The 25,952-nt window shown below is 66.8% G+C and carries 23 protein-coding genes and 1 pseudogene; 12 read left to right on the top strand and 12 right to left on the bottom strand.

The window, feature by feature from the left end:
- Positions 1-122: 122 nt before the first annotated feature.
- Positions 123-470: a hypothetical protein gene (locus OG819_RS57030; protein WP_266624609.1), complete on the top strand. Its 348-nt coding sequence runs from the start codon at positions 123-125 to the stop codon at positions 468-470.
- Positions 471-602: 132 nt separating this feature from the next.
- Complete coding sequence (locus OG819_RS57025; RefSeq protein ID WP_266658116.1) at positions 603-2,291, top strand: recombinase family protein; 1,689 nt, start codon at positions 603-605, stop codon at positions 2,289-2,291.
- Between the two features lie 42 nt (positions 2,292-2,333).
- Here the strand turns inward: OG819_RS57025 and OG819_RS57020 are convergent, their stop codons facing one another.
- The 9 genes from OG819_RS57020 to OG819_RS56980 all read right to left on the bottom strand — a co-directional run bounded on the left by OG819_RS57020 (position 2,334) and on the right by OG819_RS56980 (position 14,879).
- On the bottom strand, positions 2,334-2,756 hold the full coding sequence (locus OG819_RS57020; RefSeq protein ID WP_266658114.1) for an OsmC family protein: 423 nt from the start codon (positions 2,754-2,756) through the stop codon (positions 2,334-2,336).
- A gap of 968 nt (positions 2,757-3,724) precedes the next feature.
- Positions 3,725-4,222 (bottom strand): Ohr family peroxiredoxin, encoded by a 498-nt coding sequence (locus OG819_RS57015; protein WP_266638437.1) that lies wholly within the window; start codon positions 4,220-4,222, stop codon positions 3,725-3,727.
- Between the two features lie 338 nt (positions 4,223-4,560).
- Positions 4,561-5,457, bottom strand: coding sequence for an RNA polymerase sigma-70 factor (locus OG819_RS57010; protein ID WP_266638436.1), 897 nt, complete (start codon positions 5,455-5,457; stop codon positions 4,561-4,563).
- A gap of 278 nt (positions 5,458-5,735) precedes the next feature.
- Complete coding sequence (gene aceE / locus OG819_RS57005) at positions 5,736-8,423, bottom strand: pyruvate dehydrogenase (acetyl-transferring), homodimeric type (protein WP_266638435.1); 2,688 nt, start codon at positions 8,421-8,423, stop codon at positions 5,736-5,738.
- A 120-nt stretch (positions 8,424-8,543) separates the two neighbouring features.
- Entirely contained in the window at positions 8,544-9,269 is a 726-nt protein-coding gene (locus OG819_RS57000) for an SDR family oxidoreductase (RefSeq protein WP_266638434.1), read from the bottom strand.
- Positions 9,270-10,579: 1,310 nt separating this feature from the next.
- Positions 10,580-11,062: a cupin domain-containing protein gene (locus tag OG819_RS56995; protein WP_266658112.1), complete on the bottom strand. Its 483-nt coding sequence runs from the start codon at positions 11,060-11,062 to the stop codon at positions 10,580-10,582.
- 251 nt (positions 11,063-11,313) lie between these two features.
- On the bottom strand, positions 11,314-12,078 hold the full coding sequence (locus OG819_RS56990; RefSeq protein WP_266638433.1) for an SDR family NAD(P)-dependent oxidoreductase: 765 nt from the start codon (positions 12,076-12,078) through the stop codon (positions 11,314-11,316).
- A gap of 345 nt (positions 12,079-12,423) precedes the next feature.
- Positions 12,424-12,897, bottom strand: coding sequence for a carboxymuconolactone decarboxylase family protein (locus tag OG819_RS56985; protein ID WP_266638432.1), 474 nt, complete (start codon positions 12,895-12,897; stop codon positions 12,424-12,426).
- 584 nt (positions 12,898-13,481) lie between these two features.
- Positions 13,482-14,879 carry an IS1380 family transposase gene (locus OG819_RS56980; protein ID WP_266652490.1) on the bottom strand — a complete coding sequence of 466 codons (1,398 nt, stop codon included), beginning with the start codon at positions 14,877-14,879 and terminating at the stop codon, positions 13,482-13,484.
- 133 nt (positions 14,880-15,012) lie between these two features.
- Here OG819_RS56980 and OG819_RS56975 point away from each other — a divergent pair, with 133 nt between their 5' ends.
- Complete coding sequence (locus tag OG819_RS56975) at positions 15,013-15,327, top strand: helix-turn-helix transcriptional regulator (protein WP_266638431.1); 315 nt, start codon at positions 15,013-15,015, stop codon at positions 15,325-15,327.
- A gap of 55 nt (positions 15,328-15,382) precedes the next feature.
- Here OG819_RS56975 and OG819_RS56970 read toward each other — a convergent pair whose 3' ends face one another.
- On the bottom strand, positions 15,383-16,207 hold the full coding sequence (locus tag OG819_RS56970; RefSeq protein ID WP_266658110.1) for a helix-turn-helix transcriptional regulator: 825 nt from the start codon (positions 16,205-16,207) through the stop codon (positions 15,383-15,385).
- 69 nt (positions 16,208-16,276) lie between these two features.
- The gene (locus OG819_RS56965) at positions 16,277-17,209 is read right to left on the bottom strand and encodes an SDR family oxidoreductase (protein ID WP_266638762.1); all 933 of its coding nucleotides are present in this window, start codon (positions 17,207-17,209) and stop codon (positions 16,277-16,279) included.
- 389 nt (positions 17,210-17,598) lie between these two features.
- On the opposite strand from OG819_RS56965, the pseudogene OG819_RS56960 reads away from it, so the two are divergent.
- Positions 17,599-17,796: pseudogene (locus tag OG819_RS56960) on the top strand (alpha/beta fold hydrolase); the annotation flags it as partial.
- Between the two features lie 333 nt (positions 17,797-18,129).
- On the opposite strand, the gene OG819_RS56955 reads toward OG819_RS56960, so the two are convergent.
- The gene (locus OG819_RS56955) at positions 18,130-18,591 is read right to left on the bottom strand and encodes an Rrf2 family transcriptional regulator (RefSeq protein ID WP_266638428.1); all 462 of its coding nucleotides are present in this window, start codon (positions 18,589-18,591) and stop codon (positions 18,130-18,132) included.
- A 233-nt stretch (positions 18,592-18,824) separates the two neighbouring features.
- Between OG819_RS56955 and OG819_RS56950 the strand changes: the two genes are divergently transcribed.
- The 8 genes from OG819_RS56950 (at position 18,825) to OG819_RS56915 (ending at position 25,558) form a co-directional block, all read left to right on the top strand.
- Complete coding sequence (locus OG819_RS56950) at positions 18,825-20,030, top strand: NAD(P)/FAD-dependent oxidoreductase (RefSeq protein ID WP_266638427.1); 1,206 nt, start codon at positions 18,825-18,827, stop codon at positions 20,028-20,030.
- Positions 20,031-20,443: 413 nt separating this feature from the next.
- A complete protein-coding gene (locus tag OG819_RS56945) occupies positions 20,444-20,824 on the top strand; it encodes a hypothetical protein (RefSeq protein WP_266658108.1) in 381 nt (126 codons plus the stop codon).
- The gene (locus OG819_RS59485) at positions 20,715-21,647 is read left to right on the top strand and encodes a hypothetical protein (protein WP_353962874.1); all 933 of its coding nucleotides are present in this window, start codon (positions 20,715-20,717) and stop codon (positions 21,645-21,647) included. The genes OG819_RS56945 and OG819_RS59485 overlap by 110 nt, the downstream gene beginning before the upstream one ends.
- Positions 21,644-21,982 (top strand): cupin domain-containing protein, encoded by a 339-nt coding sequence (locus OG819_RS56935; protein WP_266638424.1) that lies wholly within the window; start codon positions 21,644-21,646, stop codon positions 21,980-21,982. Before OG819_RS59485 ends, OG819_RS56935 begins: the two co-directional genes overlap by 4 nt.
- 97 nt (positions 21,983-22,079) lie before the next feature.
- Complete coding sequence (locus OG819_RS56930; RefSeq protein ID WP_266658104.1) at positions 22,080-22,475, top strand: hypothetical protein; 396 nt, start codon at positions 22,080-22,082, stop codon at positions 22,473-22,475.
- 123 nt (positions 22,476-22,598) lie between these two features.
- Positions 22,599-23,987, top strand: coding sequence for an IS1380 family transposase (locus OG819_RS56925; protein WP_266622617.1), 1,389 nt, complete (start codon positions 22,599-22,601; stop codon positions 23,985-23,987).
- Positions 23,988-24,410: 423 nt separating this feature from the next.
- Complete coding sequence (locus OG819_RS56920) at positions 24,411-24,614, top strand: cold-shock protein (protein ID WP_266422220.1); 204 nt, start codon at positions 24,411-24,413, stop codon at positions 24,612-24,614.
- 602 nt (positions 24,615-25,216) lie between these two features.
- The gene (locus OG819_RS56915) at positions 25,217-25,558 is read left to right on the top strand and encodes a hypothetical protein (RefSeq protein WP_266638422.1); all 342 of its coding nucleotides are present in this window, start codon (positions 25,217-25,219) and stop codon (positions 25,556-25,558) included.
- Positions 25,559-25,952: the final 394 nt, after the last annotated feature.

Here is a 25,952-nt window from a genome sequence, read left to right as displayed (position 1 = left end):
CTGACCACGCCCCCAACGTAATGGGTAACTTCTGCTTCGAGGTGACGCTCAGCTACCGTCGGCTGGAACTCCTTCCCCGCGCGGAGGGTAAGGGGCGTCACAATGGGTAGTAGGTTTGTGACATGGTGCGTGGTGATCGTGTCGATAGCGTCGAGTACGCCCGGCGGGTCAACGCCGCCGCGGATCTGGCCACAGCGGGTGTGCCCGTGGCCGCAGCCGCCCGCACGTTGGCGAGCAGGTACGGGGTGTCGGTGCGTCAGGCACGCCGGTATCTGGAGCAGGCCGTGGCTGCTGGACATCTCGAAGTCCCCGAGTCGAGCGTGGTGTTCACCGTCAAGCTGCCGGAATCTCTGGCAGGACAGATCCGCGCCCGTGCCCACGAGAGCGACCGGGCGATCTCCGCGGTGGTGGCCCAGGCTCTGGCCGAGTTCCTGCAGCGGGATGCCCCGGAGGGCCGGCCGGGCAGGTGAGCGACCGGCCGGTGGAGGTGGAGGCGGTCTTGGACCGCCATGCGGCGGCGGACTTGGCCGCGGCCTACGCGGCATTGGTTCCGCAGCGGCGAGCCCGGATACCGGATCGCCTGGAGCAGGCAGGAGTGAGCGATGACCAGCGTGGCGATCTACGCCCGGGTGTCCTCGGCCCGGCAGAAGAAGGACCAGACGATCGGCTCGCAGACCGCGGCCCTGCGCGCGCACGCCGCCGAACAGCGTCTTGAGCTGCCCGAGGAGTGGGTGTTCGAGGACGAGGGACATTCCGGGGCGACCCTGGTGCGGCCCGCGCTGGAGCGGCTGCGTGACCTGGTCGCCCAGGTCGGTGTGGACGTCGTGCTGTGCTACGCGCCTGACCGCCTCGCCCGTAAGTTCGCCTACCAGGCCCTGCTGATCGAGGAGTTCGCCCGCGCCGGCACCCGGGTGGAGTTCGTCCGCGGCCCGCGCGGCGACAGCCCCGAAGACCAGCTGATGGTCCAGTTCCAGGGCATGTTCGCCGAATACGAGAAGGCCCAGCTGATGGAGCGCTACCGGCGCGGGAAGACCTACCGGGCCCGCTCCGGATCGGTCAACGTGCTGGGCGGCGCTCCGTTCGGCTACCGCTACCTGCGCAAAACCCCTGAATGCGGGGCCACCTACGAGATCGTCGAGTCCGAGGCGATGCTGGTGGTGGAGCTGTTTCGCCGCTACACCGACGACGGGGCCTCCATCGCGGACCTGACCCGCTGGCTCACCAGCAGCAACACCCACACCCGCACCGGCAAGACCCGTTGGGACCGCAGTGTGGTCTGGGGCATGCTCCGCAACCCCGCCTACGCAGGCCAGGCGGCCTTCGGCAAGACCCAGATCCTCCACGAGTCCCCGGCCCTCAACCGCCGGGCCCGCCTGGAGGGCCGCTCCACCCCGCGCGCCGTCAAGGCTGCCGACCGCCCCCACGAGGAGTGGATCACCATTCCCGTTCCCGCGCTCATCACCCCGGCCACCTTCGAACGCGCCGCCCAGCGGCTCGCCGACAACAAACGCTTCGCCTCCCGCAACAGCAAGATCCCTTCCCTCCTTCAGGGTCTGTCGGCCTGCGTGAGCTGCGGATACGGCTACTACCGCACCTCGACCACCACCTCCTCCGGCAAGAAGATCTACTACTACCGGTGCCTGGGCTCCGACGACTACCGCTACGAGGGCGGCCGGGTCTGCACCAACAAGCCCGTCCGCGCCGACTACCTCGACACCGTCGTCTGGGACCACATCATCGGCATGATCGCCGACCCTCACCTGATCCGGACCGAGATCGACAAGCGGCTGGAACGAGCCCGCACGTCCGACCCCGCCACGCGGCAGCGCGGCCGGCTCGAACTGGCCCTGGCCAAGGCCACCGCAGCGATCACCCGCGTGATCGAAGCGTTCCAGGAACAGCTGGTCACCCTCGACGAACTCCGCTCCCGGATGCCCGATCTGCGCGCCCGCGAGAGCAACCTGCGCGGCCAGCTCGCTGCTCTGGACGCATCGATCGCCGACCGGGACGCCTACCTCAAGGTCGCCGACGACCTTGAAGGCTTCCTCGCCCAGCTCCGCGACAACGCCGAAAGCGCCGAGGTTCCCGAGCGTCAGCGCGTCCTGCGACTCCTCGTCAAGGACGTGCTCATCGGCCCCGAGAAGATCACCATCCGGCACCGCATCCCCGTCCGCGAACACGCCGCCAACGACGGCCAACATCAAGATCAAGACGCTACGGAGGGTGACTCATGCCCGGGTTACCCATTGCGTTGGGGGCGTGCTGACGCCGACCTGTGGTTCCCGTCCTGACAAGACGCCGTCCAGGGCCCGTCTCATGGTCGACTCCTGGGGTCATCCCGGCAGTGTCCGGCCGCGGGATACGCGGGGCCTCGTCAGAACAGTGGGAACCGTGACGATCGAGACCTCCCTGGACAGGAGACGTTGCACAGGACAGCGACCGGCGACCGCCAGCAGTTGCCTTATGTGGTCAGGCTCCAGATCGCCGGTCAACTGAACGTTCTTGACGATCTGCCCTTGCGCATCGAACCGCACTGCGACCTCGACATGGTCGAGCGGCCAGCTGTGCCTGTCCGCGAACGCCCGGACGGTCATGGAGGTACAGGACCCGAGCGCGGCCAGGAGCAACTCTTTGGGGGTGGGGCCGGTATCGGTGCTGATGGGCTGTGGTTCGTCCGCGGTCAGCGTGTGAGGGCCTACTGTAATGGAGCGGGCGAGACGCGGGCCCTCTTCTACTGACACGGTGCGTGCGCTCATCAGTCTTCCTTTCGGGGGAGGTATACCGCTGTGCGACCGGTGATCACCAAGCGGGGTGGCGGGTTACGGCGGGGTGCAGTGACTCGCCCTTCACTGCTAAGACAGGAGGGCTCGCGCTCGTGTGACACATTCCCCGGACGACTCCGGGCGAGGCGTCGCCGCCAGGTGCCGGCGGCGGGGTGAACGAGGCCTGCCACAACGAAGATGGTCGGAGACTGTCGCACCGCGCAGCACTGCCTGGTCTTACAGACGGACCAGGCCCGAACGACACTGCGGAGAGAGAGAACCACGCGCGACGAATCCCGAGTCATCGGTATCGGGCCTGAGGACGTCGAACGCGCTGCGGCCATGCACCTCAGGTGCTCCGTGCATACGTTGTGGAGCCGGTATCACCGGGCGATGGGTGATCCCCGTTCCCACCTGCGTACACTCCTGACACGTCCGGGCTCGGCGCATCGCGCGGTGTAGCAGACGTCGTGCAACATCGTGGCGGTGGGACATCTGATGCCAGACAGACGGAGCGCAGAGGCGGCACTCCTTGTGGAGGACGCGAGGCAGGACAGCGGGCTCGGCACCCGTCTCCTGCACCATGCCGGTCGGTAGCGGAGCGTTGTTGCGCAGAGCCGTCGTGTGCTGTCGTGCTGCACACGACGGCTACGTAAACAGCCTGAAACGGCGCGCAGTCGAGCAACCGGCGCCGATGTCCTTGGCCGACGGCCGTGTGGTCATCAGCATCGGGCGATCGGGGACCTGCCCGGCTAGGTCCTGTCGTCAAATTCCCGTCGTCCGCCCGGAGGGCGGGCCTTGCGGCGTCAGGTGCGTGCTCTCGGTGTGCCGGGCGCAGACCCTCGTACTGGATGTACTCGGGTCTGTGCCCGGTGCGGCGAGTGGGGGCACCTCCCACGCCCTTCAGGCAGTGGGAGAGCGTGCATGGCGTCGCAGGGCAGACGGGAATTTGACGACAGGGCCTAGGAAGCCAGGGTGATGGTCGTCGGCGTTCCCTGCCAGGCCATCCTCGCGTAAGGGCACAGCGAATCGGCCTTCTTCAGGAGCGGAGAGGCGACCTCGGAATCGATGCCCGGCCACTTGACCACCAGGTCCACGCACAACAAGTAGCCGCCGTCTTCCGGGTCCCGCCCGAATGCCACGGTCGCGTCCACGCAGATCGCGGCAGGATCGAGAGCCGCCTGTCGTGCCACCAGGCTCAGTGCTCCGTGGAAGCAGGCGGCGAAGCCGGCGGCGAACAACTGCTCGGGATTCGTCCCCTGGCCGTCTCCTCCCAGTTCGGCAGGCATGCGCAGGTTGAGATCCAAGAGTCCGTCGTCCGAGCGCGCTCTCCCCGATGCCCGCCCGTGACTCGCTACCCCGCCACTCACCGTCACCGTCGTGGTGTAGATGGGGGCGAAGGACTCTCCGTCGAAGTCCTTGTCGGTGGACAGATCGGGCAAGCGGATCTGCTCGTTCATCGCGCGGCTCCGTCAACGGTGCCACACACGGTCGGGCGCGGAGCCGGTATCCGTGCGGAAAGGCCGGTGTCCGTCGGTGCCGGCATCTCAGGCTTACCCGCGATGCCGGACTCACGACCATGGGCAGAGCGCTCCAAGCCAGCTATTCTAAATGCCATACTTTATTCACCTTTCGGCGCGGCGAACTTCCGGGTTCCACTTCCAGACAATTAGTTGACCGACAAGCCGCTCTGCTTGTGACACCCCGGCCGAGAGGAGATCGGCCGATGTCGGGACCGCGGCGGAGAACGCGAGCCCATTTCCGGGCACTCGGGCGCAGAGCCGGTGGAGAAGCCGCCTCAGCTGCCGAGTGAAGACACGTAGGGGGCCAGTTTGGCTGGATTCATTACCCACATGATGCGTTCGATTCCTTCTGCCGACACATCGATGGACAGCAGCGCCACCGTGTTTCCATCGGCTGAAATCAGGACGGACGGACTGCCGTTGGCCTCGACCCAGCGAACGTCTGCCTGCGGCCAGAAACGTGGGGCGAAAGCGACAAGGTACTTGGAGACGTGTGGACGCCCGACGACCGGAATCTTGGATGCGCCACGCATCCCTCCGCCGTCGGTGTAGCTGACCACGTCCGCGGCGAGAACGTCCTCGAGCGCGGACAGACTGCCGGTCTGTGCCGCGGTGAGGAAGACCTCCAACAGCCTCCGGTGAGCGGTGGAGTCGACCGGCTCTCTGCGTTCCGCCGTCAGATGCTTCCGAGCGCGGCTCACCAACTGACGCGTATTGGCTTCGCTTGTCTCCAGGATGTCCGCGATCCGCTTGTACGGGTAGTCGAAGGCTTCCCGCAGAACGTAGGCGGCCCGTTCCACGGGGTTCAGCTTCTCCAGGAGGAAGAGAACCGCCAGGTCGAGTGCCTCTGCCCGTTCCGCACCCAACTGTGGATCCACGCTTGTGTCGACCGGCTCCGGAAGCCAGGGGCCGATGTAGGCCTCACGCCGCATCCTGGCGGACTGGGCGTAGTTGATCGCCAGACGGGCGGTGACCGTAGCCAGGAACGCCCCCGGATCCTGGATGCCGGAGCGGTCGGTGTTCTGCCACCGCAGCCACGCCTCTTGCACGATGTCCTCGGCTTCCACAGAGCTGCCGAGCACGCGGTACGCGATGCCGAAGAGCCGAGGACGTGCTGCGACGAACTCCCTCGTCGCCTGGTCGAGGGAGCCTGTGTCGTCTCCGGCGCTCATGGATCTCCTCCAGCTCTGGATCACCATGCTACAAGCCGTCACAGCAGGACGCGCGTCTCAGGCCCTGTAGTGAGAGGGCCGGGAGGCGATCATAGATGTGATAGTGGCCAACGCACTGTTTGCCCAGCAAACGCATCTCTGGAGCGATGTCTTCTTCCTGCGCCCACACCGTGTGGGGAGGACTTCATGGCCGCCTCCATGTCGCCGGCGCGAGCCGAGGGCCGGAATCGCGCCGGGTCTGTTTCCGGTATGCGAGAAATGGACGGCGACCAAGGTGCTCACCCCTGCCAGCCGTAGCGAGCGCGCGCTTCGACAACCGTCTCAGGGCCGACGGCACCGGCCCGCGCCAACTGGTCCAGGGCGGCGACCACGATCGACTCGGCGTCCACTCGGAAATAGCGGCGCACGGCATCACGGGTGTCCGACAGGCCGAAGCCATCTGTTCCCAGCGACGAGTAGTCCTGCTCGACCCACTGGCTGATCTGATCGGGCACCTGCCGCATCCAGTCGCTGACCGCCAGAACGGGCCCTCGTGCGCCCGACAGCGCCGTCGTGACGTACGGGATGCGCCCCTCACCCCGCAGCCGTGCCCTGTCGGCATTCAACGCATCGCGGCGCAGCTCCGTCCACGACGTCACTGACCAGACGTCAGCGTGGACTCCCCACTGGGACACGAGAAGCTCCTGGGCCTTCAACGCCCAATGGATGGCCGTACCAGAGGCGAGCAACTGGATTCGCGGTCCTGCGTCGAGGGGCTCTGCCTCCTGGAACCGGTAGATGCCCCGCACGATCCCCTCTTCGATCGATGGCCCGGTGGGCATGGCCGGCTGCTGCTTGGGCTCGTTGTAGACCGTCAGGTAGTAGAAGATGTCTTCGGGCTGGTCCCCGTACATCCGCCGCAGGCCCTCCTTGACGATCACCGCGATCTCATAGGCGAAGGCCGGGTCGTAGCTCACGGCGGCGGGGTTCGTGGAGGCCAGCAGATGGGAATGCCCGTCTGCATGCTGCAGACCTTCGCCGGTCATCGTCGTACGGCCGGCCGTCGCTCCGACGGCGAAGCCGCGGCCCATCTGGTCTGCCAGGGCCCAGAACTGGTCGCCCGTCCGCTGGAACCCGAACATGGCATAGAAGATGTAGAAGGGGATCATGGGTTCGCCGTGTGTGGCGTACGACGTCGCAGCGGCGGTGAACTCGGCCAGTGAGCCGGCTTCGGTGATGCCCTCGTCGATGAGCTGGCCGTCCTTGGCCTCCCTGTAGTGCAGGAGCTGATCGACGTCGACCGGCTCGTAGTTCTGACCCTCCGGCGAGTAGATCCCGGCCGTCGGAAACAGGGATTCCATACCGAATGTACGTGCCTCGTCGGGGACGATGGGCACCCAGCGTCGCCCCGTCTCCTCGACCCGCATCAGGTCCTTGACCAGCCGGACCAGAGCCATGGTGGTGGCCACCTCTTGTTTGCCGAAGCCCTTCTGGAGGGCTTCGAAGGGGCCGGACGGCGGCTGCTTCAGCGGCTTGGCCACCACCCTTCGTACCGGGACGGGGCCTGCCAGAGCAGAACGCCGGTCGCGCAGATACCGCACCTCTTCCGAGTCCTCACCGGGGTGCCAGTACGGCACCAGGTCCCCGCTCAGCGCGCGGTCCGGGATGGGCAGTTCCAGCGTGTCACGCATCTGACGGAACTGGGCCATGGTCAGCTTCTTCATCTGGTGGTTGGCGTTGCGGGACTCGAAGTGCGACCCCAACGTGTGGCCCTTCACCGTCTGGGCGAGGACGACCGTGGGCTTGCCCCTGTGCTCGACCGCGGCCCTGTAGGCGGCATAGACCTTGAGCGGTTCGTGTCCGCCCCGTGAGTCTTCGAACAGGTCCGTGAGCTGAGCGTCACTCAGACTCGCAGCGAGGCGGGACAGCTCATCGCCGACAAAGAAGTGTTTGCGTATGTAGGCGGCGTCCCGTGCGGCGTACGTCTGGAGTTGGGCATCGGGTATCTCGCCGAGCCGGTGGACGAGGGAGCCGTCGGTGTCGCGCTGCAGCACGGGGTCCCAGGCCTCGCCCCAGAGAGTCTTCACCACATGCCAGCCCGCGCCGTGGAACCGGGCCTCGAGCTCCTGCACAATCTTGGAATTCGACCGCACCGGACCGTCCAACCGCTGCAGATTGCAGTTGATGACGAAGGTGAGGTTGTCGAGACCCTCACGGGCGGCCAGAGCCAGCGCGGCCGTCGCCTCGGGCTCGTCCGCTTCCCCGTCTCCGAGGAAGGCCCATACGTGCGACCCGGAGGTATCCTTGATGCCCCTGTTGTGCAGATAGCGGTTGAATCTGGCCTGGTAGATGGCGCCAAGAGGGCCGAGCCCCATGGAGACGGTCGGAAATTCCCACAGCCAAGGCAGCCGCCGGGGGTGCGGGTAGGACGGCAGACCGTGACCGTCGGCCTCCCGCCGGAAACCGTCCAACTGCTCCTCGCGCAGTCGGCCCTCCAGGAACACCCGCGCGTAGATGCCGGGCGAGGCATGCCCCTGCAGGTACAGCTGGTCCCCGGAACCGTCCCCCTCTTTGCCTCTGAAGAAGTGATTGAACCCGATCTCATAGAGCCATGCGGCCGAGGCGTAGGTCGAGATATGGCCGCCGAGGCCCAGGTGGGAACCGCGGGTGACCATCGCGGCCGCGTTCCACCGGTTCAAGGCGGTGATGCGGGACTCCATGGCGATGTCGCCCGGGAAGGCAGGCTGGGACGACGCCGGGATCGTGTTGATGTAGTCCGAGGACAGAAGCCCCGGGAGGGCCACTCCGGACCTGGCCGCGTACTCGTGCACACGCCGGAGCAGGTACACGGCGCGTTCGGGGCCAGCATGTCTGATGACGGCGTCGAGTGATGCCTGCCATTCCCGCGTTTCCTCGGCGTCACGGTCGGGCAGCTGGTCGAGCTCACTTGTCGTGGAGGATTCTGTGGGCCGAGTCGGATCGCTCATGGGAGAGTTCCTGTCAAAGCGTGGGGAGGGGAAGACGGACGGCGCTGGGGGTGCAGAGGCGCCTTCGGCGGCCGCCGGGAAGAGACATACGTGGGGAAGTCGCCGCCACGTCCGCGCACGTCAGCGCTGCGCGAGCCACTTGCTGAAGGGCGTGTGAGCGATGTGGAGAAGGGCGCGTTCCTCGAACTCGTCACCGAAGAGCCCGGCGTGCTCGTCGATGACGACGATCCGCGTGTCCCTCCGGGCGGCCAGGACCTTCACCGCGAGGTCATCGAGGCGGTACTCCTCGGGGCCGACCACATCGAGTGTGCCGAACAGCGGCAGTCCCACCGCGACATGCGCGACCGCGGCAGCGACATCCGCTGTCGCTACGGGACGTACCAGAGCCGGCGCGACGTGGAACCCGTCCTGGTGCGTGTCAGCGAGAGCCATGGCCTCCACGGATTCGAAGGACAGCGAGGCACGCACGATCGAATGAGGGATCGGAGAGTGCCGTACCTGGTCCTCCTGCAGCAGTTTCGCGCGGAAGTAACCCGACCGCAGCCGATCTGCTCCCGCCATCGACAGGACCACATGATGCTCGACGCCTGCCAAGGCCGCCGAGGCCAGGAGGTTGGCTGTTGCGGTACTGAAGAACTGCAGAGCGGCTTCCTCCGTGCGCACAGGCGCATCGGTGACGTCCACCACCACCTCAGCGCCGCGCAAGGCCTCGTCGAGACCGTTCCCCGTGATCACGTCAACCCCATGGCGGCGTGAAACGGGCACGACCTCCACACCATGGTCACGGAGCCTGGCAACCGTTTCGGAGCCGATCAGCCCCGTGGCTCCTGCGACAACGACTCTCATCTGGGTCCCTTCCCATCGAGGGGTCAGCGACCCCGCTGTGTCATCTTGGTGACGGCGAAGTCAGCCACGTGCACTACATACGACAGAGCGCGAACCGCTGTTGTGACACTGAGCGGATCACTGGCACGACACACCCACTGGACATGGCGGCCTTCGTGCCTGCGCGGCGTTCACCCGCGCGGACAGTTCCCCGGCCTACGCTTCGAGCGGAGCACAGAAGGCACCGGCATGTGTCACAGGAGTGCGGTGTGTTCGGTCTTCACCAAGAGGTAGCCGAGTGAGCCGCCTGGAACGCACGGGCGCTGTTACCGCCGAGCGAGAGGCGGTACACCACCTTCGCAACCTGGCGGCACATGTCATCTACTTGACAGGGCAACAACTACGGAGGTGGAACACGGGTGCCCGCGAGGGCGCAGGCGTCTCTTTCCCGGCCGCAGCAATGTGGTTGCCCTGGTTCGAGACACCAGACTCCGGTGGTCCATGCAGGTCACTCGCTGGGCGACCCAATAGCCCACGAGGCAGGCACAGGGATACGACGGTCGTGATGCTCCTCCAGCATCAGTGATGCTCCTTCCGTATCAATGACAGCCCACCCACCGGCCCTCTCCAGACCGCAACTCAGGGGCACTGCTGCCCGACGTATGACCGGGCCTCGCCGACGCGCGACTCGATGTCACCAGGGCCCAGCACATCCCAAGACCGAACATCCCAAGGACATGTGTGAACGACAGCCCCGACGCCGGCTGGAACGGGTCTCCGACGCCCCGCAGGCAGCTCCGCGCACGCTGTCTCCTGCGAACCTCCGCACTGGTGTGGCTCGCTCTGCTGACTCTGGCAGCGATAGTGAGCACGGCCGCCTGCGATCGGGCGGGCGGGCAAGCGACGGGCGATCGCGTAGCCGTAGGCCGGGAATGCCGCTCCACACTGGCGCAGGGTCTACAGCTCTCCTGCGGAACATACGGATTCGGGGACCTTCGCTATGTCTGCCGGACCACGGATACCAGCGGCCATCGGTGCCTTCCGACCACGGCCGTGACGGTGCGTAACACAGGGCGCTCCGCCGTCCTGGTGACGGTCGTCAAAGGGCCCAGGCAGGGCATCCGTGAACAGAGCGGAGAACAAGCGCTCGCTCCCGGTCAGTCGGCGGTTCTCCGCCCCGGTGCACGAGAGTTCCTCTTCGATATCACCCTGGGCAACACGGGGAGCGCACGGGGAAGCCTGCTGGTGATGAGAGTGCAGTAATGCCTGTGCACAGTGAAGACTGGTCGATAGGTCGCCCCAAATGACGGTCTTGACACGGCTGTTGTCGGTTACTCCACGAAGTACGAGTCGTGCTTGTCGAAGAACTGGGAGCGCTCCTCGTCCGTGGCATCGGCCAGCTGTGAAAGTCCCTCGAAATACTCTTCACGCGGTGCTCCAGGAGTGAAGAGCAGAAGCATGTCGGCCGGCGCGTCGGAGTCGTTGCGGAAGGCGTGCAGTCCGCCCTGCGGCACATGCAGGAAGTCGCCCTGCTGAGCGTCGATCCACTGTTCGCCGTTGAAAAGACGAACCGTACCGTTGAGGATGAAGAAGGACTCCGAGATGGTCTTGTGGAAATGAGTCTTGGGGCCACCCGCCCTCGCGCTCATCTCGACTCGGTAGAGTCCGTATTCGCCTCGTGTGGTGGTTGTGGTCGCCAGGTAGTGAATGGCGTCCTTACCGGCCGTGCCGACATTCGGGGGAGTGTCTGCCGGCCTGAAATTCGCGTTGATCTCGCCTGTATCACCCGTGTACACCTGCTTGGGGTACGACATGCGAACCATCCTTTCGGTACTTACACAAGAGACCGAGCACCCCCAGCGGGTGTGACACCTCTTCGGCTGCCTGTCGGCGGTAGACCGCCATTGCGATCGGCTACTCCTCAGTGCGGCGTGGTGTGAGATGAGGATCATGCTCATGGCATTTCCTTCCTCCCCTCGGCGCTGTCTCAGCGTGAGAGTCCACAAACCAGGCTATCTTCACGACCGACGCCGCGCCGAGGGCGAACACGGCAATCGGCAGCGTCTCAGACGAGCTCAAGTCCCCCGTCAATCGTCAGCACTTGACCGGTGACGTGTGTGCTCAGGGGATCGGCGATGCGCAGGATCCAGTTCGCGACATCCCTCGGGTTGCCGAGACGGCCCGTCGGGATGCGGTCGCGTTCATAGGTGAACATCTCGTCGATGGTGTCCTGGGCGAGTCCCGCCGCGGCCAGGACATCGGTCTCGGTGGGGCCGGGGGCGATCGCGTTCACCCGCACCCCTTCCGATGCGAGCTCGAGCGCCCAGCTCCGGGTCAGTTGCTCCATGGCGCTCTTGGTGGCGGCGTAGTGGGCACCTCCGGCCATGGGGCGGTGACCGTAGGTGCTCAAGATGTTGACGATTGAACCCGACGAGTCACGCAAGTGCGGCAGGGCCGCATGGGCGAGCATGCTCGGGGCCGTCACGTTGAGGGCGAACAGTCTGGTGATCACTGCTCGGTCCGTCTCGGCCAGGGGCATCACGGCCGTGGTGCCGGCGTTGTTCACGAGCAGGTCGAGTCGGCCCCACCGTTCGACGGCGGCGGCAACGACTGTGTCCGCAGCGCCCTCCTCGCAGATGTCGAGCGGCAGAATCGCGATATTGGTGTGCGCGCGAGCCGTTTCCTCCAGGGGGTCCTTGCGGCGTCCCACACCGAGGACGTGTGCCCCTGACTCGGCCAAGGCGATCGAAGTGGCACGACCGATGCCGGATCCGGCCCCTGTGACGATTGCGACGCGGTCCGCGAAGTTCAGCGGTGTGGTGCTGGGCATTGCTTCCCCCTGTCCGATGTTCTATGTTCGTAGAACATAGAACAACGTAACAGATGCCTACGTGTGGAATCGTGTGAAAAGGTGTGCCACGTGCGTTGGCGATGGGGAGCCCGTTGAGGAAAGTGGGACGGCAATGGCCCAGTGCACGCGGTGACTGGGTCGCGGTATGCGTAGATCGATCAGAGTTGGTGTGTTCGCCGCCCGCCGAAGCCGTTCAACGGTGATTGCGTGCTGCGAAGTGGCGCAGCCAGGGTCCAGTGGGACCGGTTGACGCCGGTGGTCCGTCTCCCGCTGCAGGTCGGGGTGGCGCGGAGACGGACCGTATGCGTCCGGGATGGCGGCCGGTCAGCCGAACTGGCCGGGCTGGTAGTCCCCGGCGGGCTGCTGGTTGATGACGTTGATGCGGTTGTAGGCGTTGATGACGGCGATGAGGGAGATCAGCGCGACCAGCTGCTCCTCGTCGAAGTGTTTGGCGGCGTTCGCCCAGACCGCGTCCGTGACACCACCGGCTGCGTCGGCGATGCGGGTGCCCTGCTCGGTCAGTTCCAGTGCGGCGCGCTCGGCCTCGGTGAAGACCGTGGCCTCGCGCCAGGCCGCGACCAGGTTGAGGCGCTGCGGGGTCTCGCCCGCCACGGTGGCGTCCTTGGTGTGCATGTCGGTGCAGAAGCCGCAGCCGTTGATCTGGCTCGCGCGGATCTTCACCAGTTCCTGGACAACGGCTGGCAGCGTTGAGTCCGAAACCGCCTTGCCGGCCGAGTTGATGTGCTTCAGCACCTTGCCGGCGAGGGGGTTGCCGAAGTAGTTGAGACGCGATTCCATGGTTTATCTCCTAGCCATGTTGCAGGTACAAAGTACTGACCGGGATGACCGGGCGAACTGTGACAGAGAGCCGTGTGACGTGCGTCTCATCCGTCGAGTTGTCGGCGGTCAGGTGAAGGCGACCGGGGTCGCCGACGGCCACCGGTGTGCATGCACCGACCGTGACGACGTACGCCGGGCGTCATCGTCGAACGTGGCGCTCGCAGGCTTTGCCGGGTCTCGGCACGGAGGGTTGCGACACAGACCGGACCCCGGCGGCCGTCTGCGAGATCCCACTCTCATCTGCGGTACGACATTGTTGTTGAGCCGCAAACAGTGGTGAAGCCGACCATCCCTCCAAGAGTCCGACGTTCCGACGTTCGTACGACACCGAACGACCGGTACTCTGCTCGCCATGCCCGCTCCCTCGTCACCACCGTCTCAGCCTTGATCCACCGACGTGGTCTGAAAATGATCTTCTGACTGATCCTGAGCCGGTTTCGGGGCGGTGATTGTGGGCGGGCAGGTGGCACCCGCTGGTCTGCCCAGCATTTCCACGTTGTTCGGTTCCGGTTGGGCCTTGGCGGGCGGGGTGGGCAGGGTCGTCAGGCGGGTCCGGGTGGGTCGTGGGCGGCGTCGAAAAGATGTGTCCAGGCGTGCTGCCAGGGCCAGTTGTGTGGCAGGTGCAGGGTGATACGCCGTGCGGAGCGGGCGATCCGGGCCGGAATCTGGACCAGGTGGGCACGGAGAGTGGCGGTGGTGGCCTTGGCGTGGAAGGCGGAGGTGAGCGCGCCGGTGGCCCGCAGCAGGTTGTAGGTCATGGCCCACAGGGTGAGCCAGGCGGCGTTGGCGTGGAAGTGTCCGGAAGGCAGGTGGGTCAGTGCGGAGGCTTTGCTGTCGGCGATGACCTGTTCGACCACCGCGTGGTGGCGGTGTTCCCGCTCGGCCTGGAGGGTGGGGGCGGGGTTGTCGGTGAAGAACGGGTGGTAACGCCAGACGGGGAACAGTTCGCCCTGCTCACCTACGACGGCGGGTTTGGCGAGGTCACGGACCCGGCGGACGATCAGCCGGGCGGTGACTTGCTCGCTCTTCTTGCGGCTCGCGAAGGCGGTGTAGGCGGGCATCTCGGCGACTTCGGCGTCCGAAATGAGTTCGCCGGTCTCGGGGTCTGGCACCGCGGTCGGGTAGGTGATCTGCTGCCATGCTTCGGTGGGAATGGCGAGGACGGCCCGTTTGATGGAGGGGTTCATGCCGGTGGTGATCGAGAAGTGGGCTCCGGCCCGGCGGCAGGCGGCGATCACACCGGCGTTGTAGAACTGCGAATCGGCGCGCAGGATGCGGGTGCCGGTGCAGCCGGCCTCCCGGGCGGTGGCCAGGGCTTCGCTGACGAACTTCGGGGCGCCGCGGGAGTCGGCTGCCTTGCCGCGGCGCATGCGGACTCCGGCGATCACCGGGCGGGAGCCGGGCGTGCAGATGGTGGCGAGCAGGGGGTGGAGGGTGCGGATGCCCTTGAACCGGCCGTACTCGGCACCCTGTTTGGCCCGGCCGTAGACCCGTTTATGGGTGGAGTCGACATCAATGAATGCCATCGCGTCGGCGCCGGGCAGCAGCGGGGTATGCGCGGCCAGCGCGCCAAGGAACCGGCCGTGAACGGCGTGCAGTTGGAGAGCGTGACCGTGGGTGAACGAGCGCAGGAACGTGCCCAGCGTGGACGGGGCACGAATGCCCGCGAACACGGCCGTCATCGCACCATGGCGCAGAACGTTCAGGTCGTCGATGCTGTCCGCACCTGCGGCCATGCCCGCGACGATGCTGGTGACCTTGGCGTCCGCCGCCGCCCCCGCGCTGTTGCTCGCGCCGGTCAGCTTCACGTTCTCGGCCACCAGACGCGAAAGACCGCCCCGCTCGGCCAGGCGCATCACCGGGACCAGCCCGGCATACGCGATCAGATTCGGGTCATCGAACGCAGCGGAGACCGCCGCCGATGTATGGGAAACTTTCATCTCGGAAGTGCCTTGCCGATCGTGCGTGCTGGAAGCCTGAAGAACTCCCATCATCGCAGGTCACAAGGCACTTCCTCGTTTTTCTAGCCGCTATCCACAAGACGCCGGCCGGTGGATCAAGGCTCAGAGCGAGATGACCTTGCCGCGCCTGCTGGGCGCACTCAGTGACCCGACGCGGCTCGGTATCGTCCGAGTGTTGTCCGACGGCGCCGAACGCGGGTGGGGACAGCTGCGCGCCCCTGTGGCCAAGTCCACCCTGAGCCATCACCTCAAGGTGCTGCGGGAGGCGGGCGTCACGCGGACTCGCCAGGAAGGCACTCGCTGCTTCGTGACCCTGCGCCGCGACAGCCTCGATGCGCGCTTCCCCGGACTGTTGCCGGCCCTGCTGTCCGCGGCCATCGCCGAGGACGTCGGCGCACACGTGACGGAAAGCGACGACGAGGAGTGACTGGGGCGTCTCCCCGTCCGCCTTGCCGCACCGTACATCGCGGGTCTCGGCAGTACTAGCCACAGAGGACGGACAGGAACTGCAGGCTTGCGTGGCTCTCCGTGCCCGGTACCGCGGTGAACACCAGAAGTCGCTGTGACTGGTCAGGGTCGACGAGCGTTTGGCAGTGCACCTCCAAGGTCCCCAGTTCCGGGTGCTGGAAGCGTTTGGGTGCGCAGTACGGGCCGAGAACCGGGTGTTCACGCCAGAGCGCGGCGAATTCAGGACTTGCTGCCTGCAGTGCGCCGACGAGGTCGGCGGTGCGCGAGTCACCACCGTCCCGCACATACGCGCCATAGAGGTCCGCCACCAGCAGGCGGCTCTGTTCGGCGTGGTCGCTCTCGGGACGGATCAGCCGGGAGGCGGGATCGGTGAACCACCGGTAGTGCAGACTGCGGGCCCGTCCGGTGAAAGCAGTCTCGTCACCCAACAGCGCGACCGCCATGCGCGTCTGCTTCAGCGTCTCGCCCAGGTGGTTGACCACCTGAGCGGGAGTGTCTCCGAGCCGGTCGAGGATGCGCATCATCCCCGGGGTGATGTGATCGCCGCGCCGCGCCCTTTGGGGAACGGCGTGGCCGGCGAGGTGAAACAGATGATCCCGTTCCTCAAGGGACAGATGCAGACCGCGGGCGATCGAGGCGAGCATCTGTTCCGAGGGATTGGGCCCCCGCGGTTGTTCGATCCTGCTGTAGTAGTCGACCGACATGTCGCACAGTGCGGCGACCTCCTCTCGACGCAGCCCGCCGGTTCGTCGACGCCGTCCGCGTGGCAGTCCGACGTCCTCCGGCTGAAGGGCCTCACGCCGTGCTCTGAGGAACGCCGCCAATTCGGCTCTGTCCACTGTTGTTCGTCCTGTCCGTTCAAAGAAGATCTTCCTGACCTTCATGACCTTCCTGATGGCACCGGCTTCTCAGACGGCTGCGAACGTGACCCCCGTCAGACGCTCGGAGATCTGCCACAGCCGGGCTGCGTCCGCCTCGCTCCGGGCCGACTTGTAGAGCGTCAGCTCGGTGGGGCCGCCGGTGAACTGCCCGAGACCGTCAGGGCCATAGAGGAGCCCACCCTTCGACTGCGGGCTCGTGGCCGCGTACAGGGGCGGAAGCAGACCGGCCTCGACCGAATGCACCAGGACGCCCCAGCGAGCCAGCTGCTTCATGATTGCCTCATAGGGAGCGGGACGGGTGCGGCCGAGGTTGGGCCCGGAGGCGTAGAGATTGGTCAACGTCGTGCCGGGATGAGCGGCGTTGCTGACAATGCCCCATCCACCCACCGTACTGAGGCGATCCAACTCGAGGGCGAACAACAGATTGGCCAACTTGGACAAGTTGTAGGCACGCACCGGCGAGTAGCGTTTCTCGCTCTGCAGGTCGTCCCAGTCGATCCGGCCGCTGCGCGCGGCGCTGCTGGTCATGGTGGTCACCCGGGCCCGACCGGCCCGCAGCAACGGCATCAGACGCCCGGTGAGCGCCACATGACCGAGATAGTTGGTTCCGAACTGCAGCTCGTACCCGTCCGCTGTCGTGTGCCGGGTGGCAGGTGCCATCACTCCCGCATTGTTGATCAGAAGATCGATCGGCCTTCCTTCTGTCTGCAGCGTGTCAGCGAGGCGTTCGATCGATTCCAGTGAAGCCAGGTCGAGGACGCGGGTGGAGACCTGCGCCCTGGGACCGGCGGCCTGGATCCGCTGAAGAGCGGCGGCGCCTTTGGACGCGTTGCGGACCGGCAGAACCACTTCGGCGCCCGCGCGGGCGAGCCGTTCGGCCAGCCCGAGCCCGATTCCGTCGCTCGCCCCGGTCACCACGGCGAGCTTTCCGTGCAGATCGGGTACGGATACTTCTTTCATCGCTTGCTCCCTGCGTGCAGTCGTGAACGTTGTCAGGTCACAAGGGTCCGCGCAGGGGATGGCATGATCCATGTGGTGCTCAACCATGGATTGACAGGGCATGGCATAGACGAGGGGCCCGTTGCCGCTGGAAGCGGCAGTCCGCCGCAGGGACTGATATGACCCAGTGTGACAAGGTGTTGCTTCACACGGTATGTTCGCCGTGCGCGCCCTCGATACATGGTTGCACAGCTGTGCCGCAGCATCACCGGCATCGGACCGAACGCCGACCCACCGCGACGCTGACCTCGTTGGACTTCACTTCCGCGTCCACGGACGCGCGCGGCTGCAGCACCAGGAGCCAGCCCTTTTGTCTCTGCTCGGAGATCTCTACCGTGAAGCATTCGACCGTGCCGGCAATCTTGATCCACGGCGTCCCTGACACCCATCGTGTATGGGACGGCGTTCGCCGGCACCTGACCCGCACTGACGTGGAGCCCTGGGACCTGCCGGGCTTCGGCGCGGCGCTGCCGCCCGGCTTCAACTCCACCAAAGAGGAGTACGTCGACTGGCTCATCGAACGGCTGGAGCAGGTCGGCGAGCCGGTGTGCTCGGCCTCGCCGTGCGGGCCTCCCAGGTCATGAGGCTCGACTGCAACCACTGGACGGTGCTGCAGAAGCCGGCCGAGGTCGCCGCGGCCCTTGAGGCGCACTGGAACCAGCCCAAGTAGACGTGTACTGGAACCAGCTCAAGTGGACGCGCACGCTGCGGGCGGCGAGTCGTCCTGGATGTGTATGCCCGGCGCCCTCGGCAACAGCCGGTGCCGCCGGACCGGTGAGACCACAGCTGCGGCAATCACCCTTGGGCCAGGTACCGGCAGTGCGCGCTCGCGGGCTGCCCCGGGCGCGTCTCGACAGCGGTTGCGGCCTCGTTGCGCGCACTCAGTTCAGCGCAGAGCGTATTACCTGCCGTGTCATCGGGGTGCGGTCCAACTCCGCCCTGATATCGGCAAGACTCTGGGCGGACAGCGCCTGGCGCCACGCCTGTTCCGCCCGACGCATGGCTGCGTTGACGGCACACGCGTCGGTCGGCGGTGGTGACAGCTCGCCGATCTTGCCGCAGCAACGGATCTCGGTGCAGTGAAAGAGCTGCGTACCGCCCTCGATGGCCTCCACCACATCCAGAAGGGTGATGACCTCAAGGGGCTTGGCCAGACGGAAACCTCCGCGCGGGCCGGGCACCGAGACCACCAGCTCGGCTCGGGCGAGTTGTTGCAGTTGCTTGTTCAAGTATGAGGGCGAGAGGCCGTGAGCCTCGGCGAGCTGGCCGCTGCCCACGGGGCCGCCACCGATCATGTCCAGGTTGAGCAGGGTGTGCAGAGCCCACTCGACCCCTTTAGCCATTCGCATATTACGGACATTACATGTCCAGGACCGAACGGTGTAGCGGGCCCCTGTGTGCAGGCCTCCGCCCCGGACTGTAGAGCGGTGGCGCCGCGAAAATCTTGACACTCAATATCCAGGATATGTAATGTCCAGAATTAGCGATGCGGGCCCCAGCGAGAGGTCACCGCGGCAGTCAGCCCCTGCTCAGAGAGCACCGGCTCATCACTTCGGCTTCGAAAACGGAGAAGTTCATGAAAGATGTCCTGATCATCGGCGGCGGATTTGCCGGCGTGTGGAGCGCGGCAGGAGTCGTACGCGCCGCCCGTGAAGCAGGTGGTTCGGGCGACGAACTGCGGGTGACGCTGGTCAGCGGCGGCGATGACCTGGTCATCCGCCCTCGCCTGTACGAGGAGGCCCCGGAGGGGATGCGGGTCGCTCTGGACCGCGTTCTCGGCCCGATCGGCGTACGCCGCATAACGGCGACCGTCACGGGGATCGACACCGAGGCGCACACGGTACGTGCCGTCGGGCGTACCGGTGAGGAACTGGACCTGGCCTACGACAAGCTGGTGCTGGCCACGGGCAGCCAGCTCGTGCGCCCCGACTTCCCCGGCTCGCAGGAAATTTTCGACGTCGACACCCTTCCTGCGGCGGCCGCACTCGACAACCACCTGCGTCGGCTGCCTGAGCAGGCGCCGTCCCAGGGCCGCTACACGGCCGTTGTGGTCGGTGCCGGCTTCACCGGCCTGGAGATCGCCACCGCGCTGGGGGAACGGCTCCGAGCGATCGCCGACCGCCAGGTCGCGGCGGAAGACGTACGGGTCGTTCTCGTCGACCGCTCCGACGTCGTCGGCCCGGAGCTCGGCGAGGGTCCGCGCCCTCACGTCCACGCCGCGATTGACGAACTGAAGATCGAACGACGCCTGGGGCGCACCGTGGCGTCGGCGACCTGGCAGGACGTCACCCTCTCGGACGGTGAAGTGATCCCCGCGGCAACGGTCGTATGGACGGCCGGCATGGCCGCGAGCCCCCTCACCGCCCAGATCCCGGGCGAACGTGATCGGCTGGGACGACTGAACGTGGACGCGTACCTGCAGGTGATCGGAGTGCCCGACGTCTACGCAGCCGGCGACACCGCACTCGCCCCCGCGGAAGACGGGCACTCCACGCTGCAGTCCTGCCAGCATGCCCTGCCGATGGGTAAGTTCGCCGGTCACAACGTGGCGGCCGAGCTTCTGGGTAACGCCCTGCTGCCCTTCACTCCCGACCCCTACACCACCTGCCTGGATCTCGGTCCCGCCGGCGCCGTCTTCACGGAAGGCTGGGACCGCAAGATCGCGCTGACTGGACAGGAAGCCAAGACCCTCAAGCAGAACATCAACGCGCTGTGGATCTACCCGCCGACTGACGACCCGGAGCAGTTCCTCGCCCAGGCAGGACGCTTCTCCAACGGCTGACAGCCGGCCCCGGCCTAGAAGGTCAGCCGACCACGTACCACCGTCTGACACGGCCGAACCGCCCGGCGCGCAGGGGATCTCCGTCCCGTGCGCGCCGGACTGTCACCTGTACTGCCGGTCGGTAAACGCGCTTCGCGGCGGGAAGCTACCGCAAGCACGCGTGAGAACGTCATAGGAAGTGTGGAGAGGGCCCGGCGGCGCTGCCTCGTCCTCTTCAGGAGACGACCGAGCGCCGCTGTGCACTGCTACTCGTCGGAGGGACGAGTGCGGTGCCGTCAGCTCGCAGCGTTGGGCGGCCACCACCGCCGTCGTCATTGCATGCCACGCGCACGTCGCCTCCTTCGCCCGCCGACCGGTCGCTGGCCGAGTGGATGATTACCTGGGCCCGGGAATTCCACGCTGTCCCGGGTCGGATGCCCGCCCCCGGACGCCGGCGCCGAGCCGAGCACGCTCAGCGCGGCATGTTGGAGCGGCTCCTGCGGCAGTACGCCAGCGAGGTCGACTGGTGGCGTCATGGCATCTGGTCGCTGTGGCTGGACCGGCGCACCCCGCGGCGCGAACACGAACCGCGCGCCAATACCCCGGTCCGCCGGGGCGACAGCATCCTGCTCTGGCTGCGGGAGGGGACGAAGTTCTACTTACGGCCGCAAAATGGTATCCGGGCAGCTGACCTGGTCGACGGTGATGCAGCGCGGCGTGCGCTGGAGCCCCCACCCGACGACCACGTACTCATCTGCTGTGCCCAGCCCAGCACCGACGTCGTCCTCGACCTGCCAGGCCGGCCAACGCCATGACCACACCAGCCCCGCAGCCAGACAGGGCCGAGGACGACAAGCGGATGGCTGCCGTACCGGCCGAGTCGGAGCCAGTCGCCGTCACTCCGGTCAACGGCCCGATACCGACCATCTACATCCCCTACATCCCCGGGTCATCGAACAGCGTATGCGCCGCCGGCCGGATCTGGCACACCGCAGTCCGGACGGCACGCAGGGCGGCTTGGACCGTGCCAGCGGCCTGGTCCGCGCCGGAGTCACCGACTTCGCCCAGCAGACCCTCGGTGACGTGATCGTCGTGGCCCGGCCTAGGCATGGCGAAACGGTGCAGGCGGGCCAGACCTGTGGCGACATCGAACAGCCAGACCACGGTGAAGAAACCGCTGGCCCGATGCCGGACTCGGTCTCGGTGCCGGAGTTCCTCCGCACGCGGCAGCGATCCGTCGGCGGGCCGCTGGGGCCCGATCAGGTGCTGCTGGGGCGGCGGCGGGTAGTTCTCAGGGATGGCGAAGAAGGCGAAGAAGAGGGCGGGTTCCTTCACTGGGCTGGTGCGGCTGACGAAGCAGAAGGTGGTCGATGGCTTACCCGGGTCGGACGGCGTCCGGATCCGGTACGCGGTAGCGGAGGAGGCCGAGGTGGTCACCGTGAAGCTGAAGACGGCCGCCGACCACCTCGAAACCGGCCCCCCGAAGCGCTCGCCCCCGGCCAGTGCGGGACGTGGCTGTCGGACGGGCTCGCGGGCGCCGATCTGATCGCCCCGCTCGTTCGGGCGGGGCCGGCCGGAGGCCTGCAGTCGGCGGCGGCCTCGATACTCCTCACTGCTCACAGAAGGTCACTGTCATGAAGAACGAGCGGGAATTCTTCTCACCGGACGCCATGCAGTGGTGCACCGGGCCGCAGCCCGGGACCGCCGAGAGGATTCTGAGCAGGGACGAGGCCGATCCGGAGGTGCTGACCCGGCTGGTGCGCTGGGAGCCCGGCCTGGACACCTCGCTCTCCGGTGTGATCCGGCACGAGTGGGTCGAGGAGGTCTATCTGCTCGAAGGCGACCTGCACGTCCTGACCCTGGATCAGACCTTCCTCGCCGGAGACTTCGCCGCCCGGCCCCCGGGCATGGAACACGGCCCGTACCGGACAACCGGAGAGTGCGTGATGTTGGAGATCCGCTACCGGCCGTAGAGCCTGTGCCGAGTTCTGGTCTTCAGCGGAGCTACGGAGCCAGCTGATCGCGCCGCCTAGGTGGGGTCCGGCGAGGTAGCTGGTCGGGCTGGGTGAGATGAGTCTGCGCGGTGTGCCGGAAGGAGGCGGGCAGGCACAGCCTGCGGCGGCTGTCGCGGCCGTGCTGTTCGAGGTGGTCGGCGACGTCATGGGCCCGATGGAACGGGAGCCCGGCACGGGGATTACGGCCGAGCTGGTCTGCGGCGCCTGCCGCCGATGGCGCGACCTGCGCGAGGACACCCTCTACGCCGACAAGGAGCATCGTCCGGGTCCGCTGCTGGGAACCACGAGTTACGACTGGGCCGGGCGGGGCGCGACAGCGGTGTGGCGGGCCGAACGCCAGGTCTGCCCTGCAGTACTTCTGGGACTGGCTGGTCGGCCGCACCGCACCGGGGGACGGCGGCGGATGGTCTGTCGGTGGTGTGGGTGGGGAAGCGCGCCTGATGACGGCTGAACCTGGATCCACCGGCTTGATGTCTGTGGACAGTTTCTCGGGGAACGAAGAAGTGCCTTGTGACCTGCGATGATGGGGTTTCTCTAGGACCACATCAGGCACGATCAGCAAGGCACTTCCGAGATGCAATCTTCCCATGCCGCAGCGGCGGTCTCATCCGCGTTCGACGACCCGAACCTAATCGCGTACGGCGGCCTGGAGCCGGTGGTGCGGTTGGCCGAGCGGTGCGGTCTGCCCGCACTGGTCGGGGAGTACATCCGTCTGCCGGCCTCGAAGGACGGCACCGGTGCCTTCCCCACGGCGAAAGTGATGTCGCTGGTGGGCGGCATGGTCGCGGGCGCCGACAGCATCGATGACATGCACCGGCTACGGCACGGCGCGATGGGCCGCCTGTTCTCCGGTGTGCGGGCCCCGTCCACGCTGGGGTCGTTTCTGCGTTCCTTCACGCACGGGCATGTGAAGCAATTGCACGCCGTGGCCCGCCGGTTCCTTCCCGAACTGGCCCGTCACGCCCCGCTGCTGCCCGGCGCGGACCAGGTCGCCTACGTGGACATCGATGACACCATCCGCCGCACCTACGGCTACGCCAAGCAGGGCACCGGTTACGGATACAGCAAGGTCAAGGGCCTGAACGCGCTGCTCGGCATCGTCTCCACACCCCTGGCCGCCCCGGTGATCGCCGCCACGAGGCTGCGCAAGGGACCATCGAACTCCGCGCGCGGGGCGGCAGCGTTCGTCGCCGAGACCATCCGCACCGCCCGCGCCTGCGGCGCGAATGGCCTGCTGGTGATGCGCGCGGACTCGGCGTTCTACGGCGCCGATGTCGTCAACTCCTGCCGGGCGCTGGGCGCGCGGTTCTCCATCACCGTGCGGATGAACGCTTCCGTCAAGGCCGCCATCGCCCGCATCGATGAGGACGCCTGGATGCCGATCAAGTACCCCAAGGCGGTCTGGGACGAGGAGGGCCAGTGCTGGATCTCCGACGCCGAGATAGCCGAGACCGGCTACACCGCCTTCACTTCCAAGCCGAAGAAGCAGCAGGTCACCGCCCGTCTGATCGTGCGCCGCGTCAAACGCCTGAACACTGGCACCGTCCCCGCCGGACAGGGCACGCTGTTTGACACCTGGCGCTACCACGCCGCGTTCACCGACTCCCCGCTCTCCTTGAACGATGCCGAGCGTGATCACCGACGGCACGCTGTCGTCGAGCAGGTGATCGCGGATGTCAAGAACAGCGCCTTCGCCCACGCACCCTCCGGGCATTTCCAGGCCAATGCCGCGTGGCTCGCCCTGGCCGCCCTGGCGCACAACCTGACCCGCGCCGCCGGCGCACTGGCCGGCACGTTCCATGCCAGAGCGACCACCGCCACCATCCGTGACCACCTGATCAACGTGCCCGCCCGCCTGGCCCGCTCCGCCCGCCGCCTCACCCTGCACCTGCCCGAACGCTGGCCCTGGAGCACGGACTTCACCCAGCTCTTCAGCATCGTGCACGCGCCACCAGCCCCCTGACACTCCCCGACCGACCTGCCCGAAAGGGCCCGAGAACTGCGGAAAAGTGGAAAGGCTGGGCAGACCAGCGGCCACCCCACGCCCGAATCCGCAACTCAGCCCCGACACGCCCTGCACGACCCCGAACCGATCACACCACAATCAAGCCGGTGGATCCGGGCTGAAGCGGCCCGGGCACCGGGAGGGCTAGTGCGGTGGATCGGCGCGCTGATCGATGCCGTCCGGTGCGCGCTCTCTGGCCGAGATCTTGGACGTTACTCTCTGGTGGCGGCTGGCTTTGCCGTGTAGCGTCGCTGCCAGATGTCGTGGTTCGCATGATCTGCCCGCGCTCCGGCGTGGGCGTTTTGCTGTGCAGTGCCGGACCAGGACGATCACCTCCGGGTCCGCGCGGTGCGGACCCGATTGCGACTGAAAGGCACCGGCATGGCCAGCGGAACCGTCAAGTGGTTCAACGCCGAAAAGGGTTTCGGCTTCATCGCGCAGGAAGGCGGCGGCCCGGACGTCTTCGCGCACTACTCCAACATCAACGCCTCCGGCTTCCGTGAGTTGCAGGAAGGTCAGGCCGTGACCTTCGACGTGACGCAGGGCCAGAAGGGCCCGCAGGCGGAGAACATCACGCCTGTCTGACCTCGACCTCGCGGCGAGGGATGTCACTAGGGGCCCCGGAGCACGTGCTCCGGGGCCCCTAGGACGTGCCCGGCCGATCATGCCGCAGACGCGGGGTCCCTCGCCGACTGGCCCGAGCTGAGGCGCCGACTCTCGTATCAACCGATGGACGAGCGGCAGGCCTTGTCCCGCACCGCCGCTCCGCTCCGAGTCGTTCACCTAGATGACCGCGCCCTTCGCCTCGTCATCTGCGGCAAGTGCGGATGGCACCTGGACTCCGTTGGTTTGTACGGTGCGTTCGCTCTCGGCACAGCCACCGGTACCCAGCGCTGGGGCCCACTGCTTCCCACCCCCCTGGAGCCCTCAACGCCACCACCGGCGCGTTGAGATGGCGCGTCCCCATGAGCGGTGCCGTCGACTTGTCCTCCTACGCCGCCGACGGTACGTGTGCTTCGGCAGCGAGGACAGCCACCTGTGGGCGGTCGACGCGGAGAACAGCCGGGTGCGGGGCGGGACGCTGGGCGAGTACAGGACAAAGCGAACTGTAGTGGGAGCCCCGGAACCGGACAGTGGCGGCCGGGCGTCAGGACACACGGCACACAACGACAAGGGAGTGGACGAACATGGTGCACATACGTCGACGGCTGCGTACAGGCACGGTTGTCCTCAGCGGCGTGGCATTGCTCGCCGCGGCCCTCACGGGCTGCTCCTCCTCGGGATCGTCCAAACGCTGCGTCGACCGCGGTAGCTACAGCACCGACAAAGGCTACAAGGTCGTCGAGAACAAGAACTGCTCGTCCGTGAAGGCTGCCGTCGACGGCGCCTGGTACTACGGCGGCACGGAGAAGAAGCACTGGGTCAGCGGCGGCTCCTTCACCAAGCCCGCCAAGACGTCCGGCATTTCGCACAGCGGCAAGAAGTCCAAGAAGAGCAAGAGCAGGAGCAAGGTCAAGACCAGGCACTGACCCGGCGCCCGGACCATCGGACGCCGAACACTGCCCGCAGTTGGTCCAGCCCCCCGTCCAGGTCGTCCTTCCGCTTCGTCGCACTCGTCCACCTGCCGGACGGCCGCCAAGCACGTTCAGATGCGCGATGCCCTCATACGGACCGTCTTCGGCCCCCGCCTCCATGAAATGCGTGAGGTGATGGCCGACGTCCAAGTACTCCACCATCTTCGCTTCGTTCGGTTCGCCGAGGATTGCACCTGAGCATTCAGCGGTCTCGCCTTCGCCCGCGACCTCACCCGCTGTCACCACGGCACGCTCACCCTCACGGGCCGGGCACCTGGCGCATGTTCTCTGCTGCGCCTGCCCCAGGCGCCCGCCCAGCCCAGGCGGGGAACAGTGTGCGCTCCGCGGT

Origin of the sequence: Streptomyces sp. NBC_01549 (assembly GCF_026339955.1) — a bacterium.
Taxonomy (GTDB): domain Bacteria; phylum Actinomycetota; class Actinomycetes; order Streptomycetales; family Streptomycetaceae; genus Streptomyces.
The sequence above is the reverse complement of the archived record's forward strand: the minus strand, read 5'-3'. Positions and strand labels throughout refer to the sequence as shown.

Excerpts from the sequence above, each read along its gene's own strand:
- OG819_RS57015 (WP_266638437.1), bottom strand. The coding sequence starts at position 4,222 with ATGAACGAGCAGATCCGCTTGCCCGATCTGTCCACCGACAAGGACTTC.
- OG819_RS56955 (WP_266638428.1), bottom strand. The coding sequence starts at position 18,591 with ATGGCTAAAGGGGTCGAGTGGGCTCTGCACACCCTGCTCAACCTGGAC.
- OG819_RS56930 (WP_266658104.1), top strand. The coding sequence starts at position 22,080 with ATGAGTCTGCGCGGTGTGCCGGAAGGAGGCGGGCAGGCACAGCCTGCG.
- OG819_RS56985 (WP_266638432.1), bottom strand. The coding sequence starts at position 12,897 with ATGGAATCGCGTCTCAACTACTTCGGCAACCCCCTCGCCGGCAAGGTG.
- OG819_RS59485 (WP_353962874.1), top strand. The coding sequence starts at position 20,715 with ATGCAGCGCGGCGTGCGCTGGAGCCCCCACCCGACGACCACGTACTCA.
- OG819_RS56945 (WP_266658108.1), top strand. The coding sequence starts at position 20,444 with ATGCCCGCCCCCGGACGCCGGCGCCGAGCCGAGCACGCTCAGCGCGGC.
- OG819_RS56920 (WP_266422220.1), top strand. The coding sequence starts at position 24,411 with ATGGCCAGCGGAACCGTCAAGTGGTTCAACGCCGAAAAGGGTTTCGGC.
- OG819_RS56925 (WP_266622617.1), top strand. The coding sequence starts at position 22,599 with ATGCAATCTTCCCATGCCGCAGCGGCGGTCTCATCCGCGTTCGACGAC.
- OG819_RS56995 (WP_266658112.1), bottom strand. The coding sequence starts at position 11,062 with ATGTCGTACCCCAAGCAGGTGTACACGGGTGATACAGGCGAGATCAAC.
- OG819_RS57020 (WP_266658114.1), bottom strand. The coding sequence starts at position 2,756 with ATGAGCGCACGCACCGTGTCAGTAGAAGAGGGCCCGCGTCTCGCCCGC.
- OG819_RS57010 (WP_266638436.1), bottom strand. The coding sequence starts at position 5,457 with ATGAGCGCCGGAGACGACACAGGCTCCCTCGACCAGGCGACGAGGGAG.
- OG819_RS56980 (WP_266652490.1), bottom strand. The coding sequence starts at position 14,879 with ATGAAAGTTTCCCATACATCGGCGGCGGTCTCCGCTGCGTTCGATGAC.
- OG819_RS57025 (WP_266658116.1), top strand. The coding sequence starts at position 603 with ATGACCAGCGTGGCGATCTACGCCCGGGTGTCCTCGGCCCGGCAGAAG.
- OG819_RS56965 (WP_266638762.1), bottom strand. The coding sequence starts at position 17,209 with ATGAAAGAAGTATCCGTACCCGATCTGCACGGAAAGCTCGCCGTGGTG.
- OG819_RS56915 (WP_266638422.1), top strand. The coding sequence starts at position 25,217 with ATGGTGCACATACGTCGACGGCTGCGTACAGGCACGGTTGTCCTCAGC.
- OG819_RS56935 (WP_266638424.1), top strand. The coding sequence starts at position 21,644 with ATGAAGAACGAGCGGGAATTCTTCTCACCGGACGCCATGCAGTGGTGC.
- OG819_RS56975 (WP_266638431.1), top strand. The coding sequence starts at position 15,013 with ATGACCTTGCCGCGCCTGCTGGGCGCACTCAGTGACCCGACGCGGCTC.
- OG819_RS57030 (WP_266624609.1), top strand. The coding sequence starts at position 123 with ATGGTGCGTGGTGATCGTGTCGATAGCGTCGAGTACGCCCGGCGGGTC.
- aceE (WP_266638435.1), bottom strand. The coding sequence starts at position 8,423 with ATGAGCGATCCGACTCGGCCCACAGAATCCTCCACGACAAGTGAGCTC.
- OG819_RS57000 (WP_266638434.1), bottom strand. The coding sequence starts at position 9,269 with ATGAGAGTCGTTGTCGCAGGAGCCACGGGGCTGATCGGCTCCGAAACG.
- OG819_RS56990 (WP_266638433.1), bottom strand. The coding sequence starts at position 12,078 with ATGCCCAGCACCACACCGCTGAACTTCGCGGACCGCGTCGCAATCGTC.
- OG819_RS56950 (WP_266638427.1), top strand. The coding sequence starts at position 18,825 with ATGAAAGATGTCCTGATCATCGGCGGCGGATTTGCCGGCGTGTGGAGC.